Source organism: Daejeonella sp. (assembly GCF_046590655.1).
Lineage (GTDB): Bacteria > Bacteroidota > Bacteroidia > Sphingobacteriales > Sphingobacteriaceae > Daejeonella.
Window position 1 is genome coordinate 1 of the sequence record NZ_JBKJUM010000127.1, and the last position, 6533, is coordinate 6533.

Below are 6533 nucleotides of genomic sequence, written 5' to 3' on the forward strand. Positions count from 1 at the left end.
ATCAGGATCTGGGAGGCTGGTATTGGTAATATATACTCGTTTTCAGCATAAATGTAATCCAACGCATTGAAGGCAATGCCTCCCCTTCCAACTGTAGGATTAGCCTTCTCTTTCGAACCGTGCGCGTTCATGAAAGCTGCTAATTCTGCCGGAGATTTAGTTCTTTTCAGATCAAACCAACGATGGTTTTCAAAGGCTAACTCCACCCTTCTTTCCTCCAGCACCTTAGTTCTGAATGCAGCTTTGTCCAGGCCAAACAAGGGAGCCAGACCAGCACGGTTACGAACCCGATTCAAGTAGTCAAAGGCTGTAGCTGGCCCTGTTACTTCATTAATGGCTTCTGCAAGCATCAGTAATACATCAGCATATCGGATAACCGGCCAGTTATTATCTGTGCGTCCGGCAATAGTATGAACATGGTTGTATTTATTGATGTAAGGAATTGGTATAAACACGTTATTTCGTGTATACCCCGTCTTTAAGGATACATCTTTGCGTAAATCGCCGTTCTCATAGGCTCCAATGAGGTCATTGGTAGGTATGTTACGTCCGCCGGGGGTAATGTTTGCATAACCGGTAATTATACCTGCAGAAAGTCTCGGAGCAAAGATATACATGAAATTACTTTGTTCACCCAAATCGTTACCACCCTGGTATTGTATTTCAAAAACCGATTCTACACTATTCTTCTTTTTAGGATCAAAAACATCTGCATAAGAAGGCAACAAGGCATATCCAAGAGGCAGAATTTCAGTTAAAGTTGAAACTGCTTCAGCATATTTTTTCTGTGTCAGATAAACAGAGCCTAATACACTTAAAGCGGCACCTTTGGTGGCACGTCCAACTTTCACGGCAGAGTGTTTAACGGGAATTGAAACTATCGCATCTTTCAAATCAGTTTCAATCTGTTTATATACTTGAGCCTGAGGTACCCTTAACAGATTGAATGCTTCATCTGGCGTTTCTAAAGTTTTTGTTACCAGAACAACATCTCCAAAATAACGTACCAGATCAAAATATAAAAATGCCCTAATAAACTTCAGTTCGGCATCCATTTCTTTTTTTGAAGCTTCAGTTATACTGGATGTAGGAAGTTTGCCAAGCGCATTATTTACATTGTACAAAACACTGAAATAACTATTCCATAAATTGGAAATCTCGCCGTTTCCTGAATTTACCGTTGAGAATTCAAAAGCCTCCCAGCCCGCGGCACCGCCACGGTCTAATGGGTTAAAATCAAACACTGTATTATCAGAAACCATTTCCTTGAAAATATAAGCGGAATTAGTTATACCCTGCAATTGTCCGTATATACCGTTGAAGGCCCTATCCACCTGTTCCTGGTTTTTAAAGAATAATTCCGTGCCTATTCTTGTAGGGTCGGTCTTGTTGAGAAAATCCTTCTTGCATGAAACTGGTGCCAGGCAAATAATTAAGCTTCCTAAAATGATTAAATATTTCATAAGAATTAAAGTTTAAAAGTTAAGTTTAGCCCCTAGCGCAAATGTTCTTGGAACAGGATAAGCTTCGTCATCGTTTCCACCTTCAATAGTACTTCTTTGGCTTACGTCGGGATTATTGCCTGGATAATTAGTAAACAGAGCCAGATTGGTTACACTTAGGAAAACTCTGGCGTTACTGACATTTCTAATTTTTGGTAGTGCATAACCAAGGCTTACATTTCTAATCCAAAGGTGACTAGCATCATACACATAACGTTCGCTGCTTTCACGAGACCATTTAAAGTAGTTGGTGCCACCCTGTGAATTTTTTGCGTTGGGATTGGAACCCGGATTTTGAGGAGACCTCCAGCGATCTTTTGCCTTGTCCAACACATTGAAGACACCATCCATATTCATGGTAGAGGCTTCAATACTCCTGTATATGTCGACATTCTGAACACCCAGAAGTAAAATATTAAAATCAAACCTCTTGAAATCCATATCAAGAGTATGTCCCCAGGTAAAATCCGGATTAGGGTTGCCTATTTCCACCATGTCCCTGGTATCGTACGTTACCTCACCATTACCATCTGCATCCAAAAATCTCATGCCCCCGGGAATAACGCCATCCTGCAAGGGTGATTTATTAATTTCCTCCTGAGTATTAAAAATTCCGAGCTTCTTATAACCATAAATCATCCCGATAGGGCGACCTACTTTCTGCACATTATATCCTCCATAAAAATTACCAGAGTACAAGGCATCATTCGGTCCCTTGATAGCAAGTATTTTATTGCGATTGAACGCGATATTAAAACTATTACGGATATTAAACTTACCCCATTGGGTTCTATGATCAATTGCGAATTCAAACCCTTTGTTCTCCACTTTTCCAATATTGGACAAACTGGAAGTAAATCCGGACACTGCTGGTATACTTATAGATAGTAACATGTCGTTGGTAATTTTTTTATAGTATTCGGCTGTAATAACCACCTTGTTATTGAACAATGAGAGATCCATACCGACATCCAGCTGATCAGATTTTTCCCATTCTAAAGTGGAGTTTGCGAAAGAGCCTACTGTGATACCTGAGGCTATCGCATTGTTCAGAATGTAATTGTTAGTGTTCAGGAATGACAAACTGGAGTAGTTACCAATATTGTTATTACCGGTTTTACCTAGACTGGCTCTGAATTTCAGGTCTGTTAACCATGAAAATTTTGGCATGAAGTTCTCTTCTGTAACCCTCCATCCGATTGATGCGGCAGGAAAATTTCCGTACTTGTTCTTTGCACCGAATCTGGAACTGCCTTCCCGGCGAATTGACGCGGAAAATAAATATTTGTCTTTGAAAGAATAGTTCATCCTACCTAAATAAGCCAGCAGACTCCATCCAAATTCTCCCGAGGTGGAGGATCTTAAAATGGCGGAACCCAGGTAGGGAACCAGGTCGTCAGGGAAAGTATTTCCTGTTCCCGAGACGTTTTTTACCTTCTCTTCCTGAGCAGTGAAACCGGCTAGAAAATCTATTTTTTGATTTTCACCGATCTTGGGTTCATAGCTCAATATCTGATCTGCTGAGTAGTTAGTTAATTCCCCGGTTGAGGCACTTGCTGTAGCAATTCTGGGAGGAGCTCCTGAACGTCCTGCCGCAGTTCCAGCACCAATAGTAGAAGGAACAAATCCATTGGTTCTATTATAGGTTAACCGGGCATTAAGTGACGACTTGAATTTTAAATTTTTAAGGAGAGCAAACTCCAAGAAACCATTAGACAAAACATCGGCTATATCCTGCTTATTGATAACATTATTGAGCAAGAACACAGGATTTGGATATCCAAACACCCCATCCGATCCTCCTATATATGGTCTCATAGTTCCATCGCTTTCATACATAGGTTCCCGGGGATCCATAATGAGCGTCTGACCTATTATGGCACCACGACCATTCGTATTTGCTAGATTTTGTCTGGTAAAGGTTCCGCTCAGGTTCCAGCCCATTGAAATAAATTTATTTATGTTTCCTCCTATATTTGAGCGGGCAGAAAATCGGTCATAATCTGTTTTAATCACAGCACCATCTTCTTTATAATACCCTAATGAAACCATTGATTTGATGGATCCCTGACCTGAAGTCAGGCTAAGATTATAGTCGGTATAAGGGGCATTCTTGTTTAGTATCTCATCAAACCAATTGGTTGAATATTTAGTTTGCTCCGGAAAACGGTAGCCTATTGGGACCTCATCAATAGTAGGCTCTCTTTTCTGAAAATATCGGATCTGGTCCATGAAAACATCTTTTTTAAACTGGGCGAATTCAACCCCGTTCAAAACAGTCACCTTTCGTGAATCAGGAATATTCTGAATACCGTAATCAACAGAAAAATTCAAATTCATCTTCCCTTCTTTAGCATTCCTTGTGGTAATCAGCACCACGCCATTTGAGCCTCTTGCTCCATAAATTGCAGTGGCTGCGGCATCTTTCAATATTGAAATGCTTTCAATATCATTGGGATTAATATTTTGACCAGTACTGGTTCCCAAGGCAAATCCATCAACTACATACAAGGGTTCACTACCCGCACCCAGGGATCCGATTCCCCTGATCCTCACTTGAAATTCAGCTCCAGGGCGTCCGTCTTGTTGCCTCACTACTACCCCCGGCGCCTGTCCCTGAATCAACTGCGTAATACCTCTTGAAGGAGTTTCCCCAATATCTTCCATATTTATTGTTGAAACTGCAGACGTGATATCCCGTTTCCTTTGAGAACCATAACCTACCACTACAACTTCATCTAGTGAAGTGTTGGTCCTTACCAAAAGAATATTGATAGTTCCTCTGCTGTTCACAGTAACCTCCTGGGTTTCAAAACCGATATAAGTAATAAGCAAAGTTCCATTTTCGGGCGCGTTCAGAGAATAGTTTCCATTCGCATCTGTAGAAACACCAATATTAGTTCCATTTACTTTCACAGAAACACCTATCAGCTCTTCTCCGGATTTCTGGTCAGTGATCTTTCCTTTTACCGGAATATCTGCTTTGGGCAATATGATACCCGGAACGAATTTGTTGCCTGAGGTAGTAGTAATTCGGCCGCTATGATTTTTCAAAGCTGCGGTTACAGGTAGAAAACTGAAGCTCATAAGCAGAGCCAGAGATAATAAGCCGATGCTTATCACCCTCCATTTTCCTTTTAAATACCTGTTTTTTGGTGCTGTAATTTGTTTTCTCATGTACTTAAATTTAGTGGTTTTGTTTAATAGGTTATTAGATATTCTTCCGAATCATTTTATAAAAAATCAGCTGTAATTAGTGTTAAGAAGCCACTTTCTACCAACCAATGTGCTTGCAACGTTTTTATTAGTGTGCAGCTGTTATCATGTCGTTTTTTGTCCTTTTTTGCCAAAAGAAACATATAATGAATAAAACAATCAGTATGGAAGGAAAGGGCTCGGCTCAAACTCTTTGCCAAGCTGAGATAAAATCCCCGCTCTAATGGCGAATGTAAAGGCGGTGGTGATTAGTGCAAAACAGCTTCCGTAAAATAAAGTACTTTTGTTGACGTTTTCATTCATCGTTATGCAGGTTTAGCTAGTCGGTAAAATTTCTTAAGTTTTTAAACTGGATCACAATTTAGAAATGAATATTTACTCTTCTGTCCTGCTCTGTCCTGACCTCAAAACAACAGGTTGTTGTTGGGTAATTTTAAGTTTTAAAAATAATAAACATAGCTCTGTACCTACAGGGATATGTTTTTCATAAATACGTTTTTGATGGAAATAAGTGGGCTTCCCAAAGCTGAGCCGCCGGCAGCCTTGCTTTAATAGTGCAGAATTGGAGGTTTCCTCAGATTGGCAAAACCGGATGGAACGAAGTTGCTTTCCACGACAAGTGTGGTATTGACTTCATTTTCGGGTTTTTCATACCAATTATATCTTGTCAGATTAATTCAATTTACTTTTGCGCGTTATAATACCTGTTTTTTTATGTTTTAGAATATAGGCAACATCTCCGTTAGGTAATACTTCTTCTTTAACCAGCCAGTTTTCTTTATCGTATGGGATTAAAACCTGCCCGCTTTTAGTAGTTTCATCTCCTCTCCAATCCTCTATTTGTACCGGTTCCCATTGTTTAGTTCTGGCAGATTTCAAGGCTGCATCTAAAATGGTATTTACAATATATCCGTCGTAAAAAGTTTCCATCGGCTGTCGCTTTTGTTCAATAGCTTCAAACATATCGGTAAACATATTGGTATATCCCAATTCGTGTGCTTCATCTCCTACCGGGAATAACCAACCCTGGTTTACTTCGGCTTTCTCCGCTACATAGCCACCTTTGCCGGTACTAAACATTTCAAACCCAGTACGCAAAAAATTATTTATCCAGATACTGCCTTCGGTTCCCACCACTTCATCCCTCAAATCCATTCCGCCTCTGAAAGTCCAGCTTACTTCAAACTGGCTGATAGCTCCATCGGCATATTTGACCCAACCCAAGGCATGGTCTTCTGCCTCTATAGGGTGTACCTGAGTATCCGCCCAGCACATTACTTCAACCGGCCTTATATTTTTACCTATAAAATTACGACCAATTTCAACACAATGGCAGGCAAGATCGATGATTGCCCCACCACCTGATTTTTCCTTATCCCAAAACCAATCACTATGCGGACCGGGGTGCGCTTCCCTGGAGCGAGTCCAGAGAATACGACCCAGGCTTCCTTCCTGTACACTGGATAATGATTTTAAAAACTTTGGTGTATAGCACAAATCTTCCAGGTAGCCGCCAAAAATTCCTGCTTCTTCTACCATGTCCAGCATTCGTTTTGCTTCGGCAGTTGTACGGCCCAAAGGTTTAGTACAAATTACATGCTTCTTTGCTGCAACACAAGCTTTTACCGCTTCTTCATGAAGGTGGTTAGGTAAAGCGATTAGTACTACTTCGGTATCTGGATGACTTACCACGTCCCAAAGATCGGTAGCGTAATTTGGTATCTGATAATCACGAGCAAATCGTTTGGCATTTTCTTCGTTGCGAGAATAAATGATACTTATTTGATCAACCCGTCTTTGTGAATGTAATGAGCT

3 protein-coding genes are annotated in these 6533 nt (G+C 40.5%); all 3 read right to left on the reverse strand.

The window, feature by feature from the left end; all coding sequences use genetic code 11:
* On the reverse strand, positions 1-1463 hold a 1463-nt coding region (locus tag ACLL8Z_RS11965), incomplete at its 3' end, for a RagB/SusD family nutrient uptake outer membrane protein (protein WP_411275024.1).
* Between the two features lie 12 nt (positions 1464-1475).
* Positions 1476-4679, reverse strand: a complete 3204-nt coding sequence (locus ACLL8Z_RS11970) for a SusC/RagA family TonB-linked outer membrane protein (RefSeq protein ID WP_411275025.1) — start codon at positions 4677-4679, stop codon at positions 1476-1478.
* A gap of 711 nt (positions 4680-5390) precedes the next feature.
* Positions 5391-6533: Gfo/Idh/MocA family protein (locus ACLL8Z_RS11975; protein WP_411275026.1), on the reverse strand; the 1143-nt coding region annotated here is incomplete at its 5' end.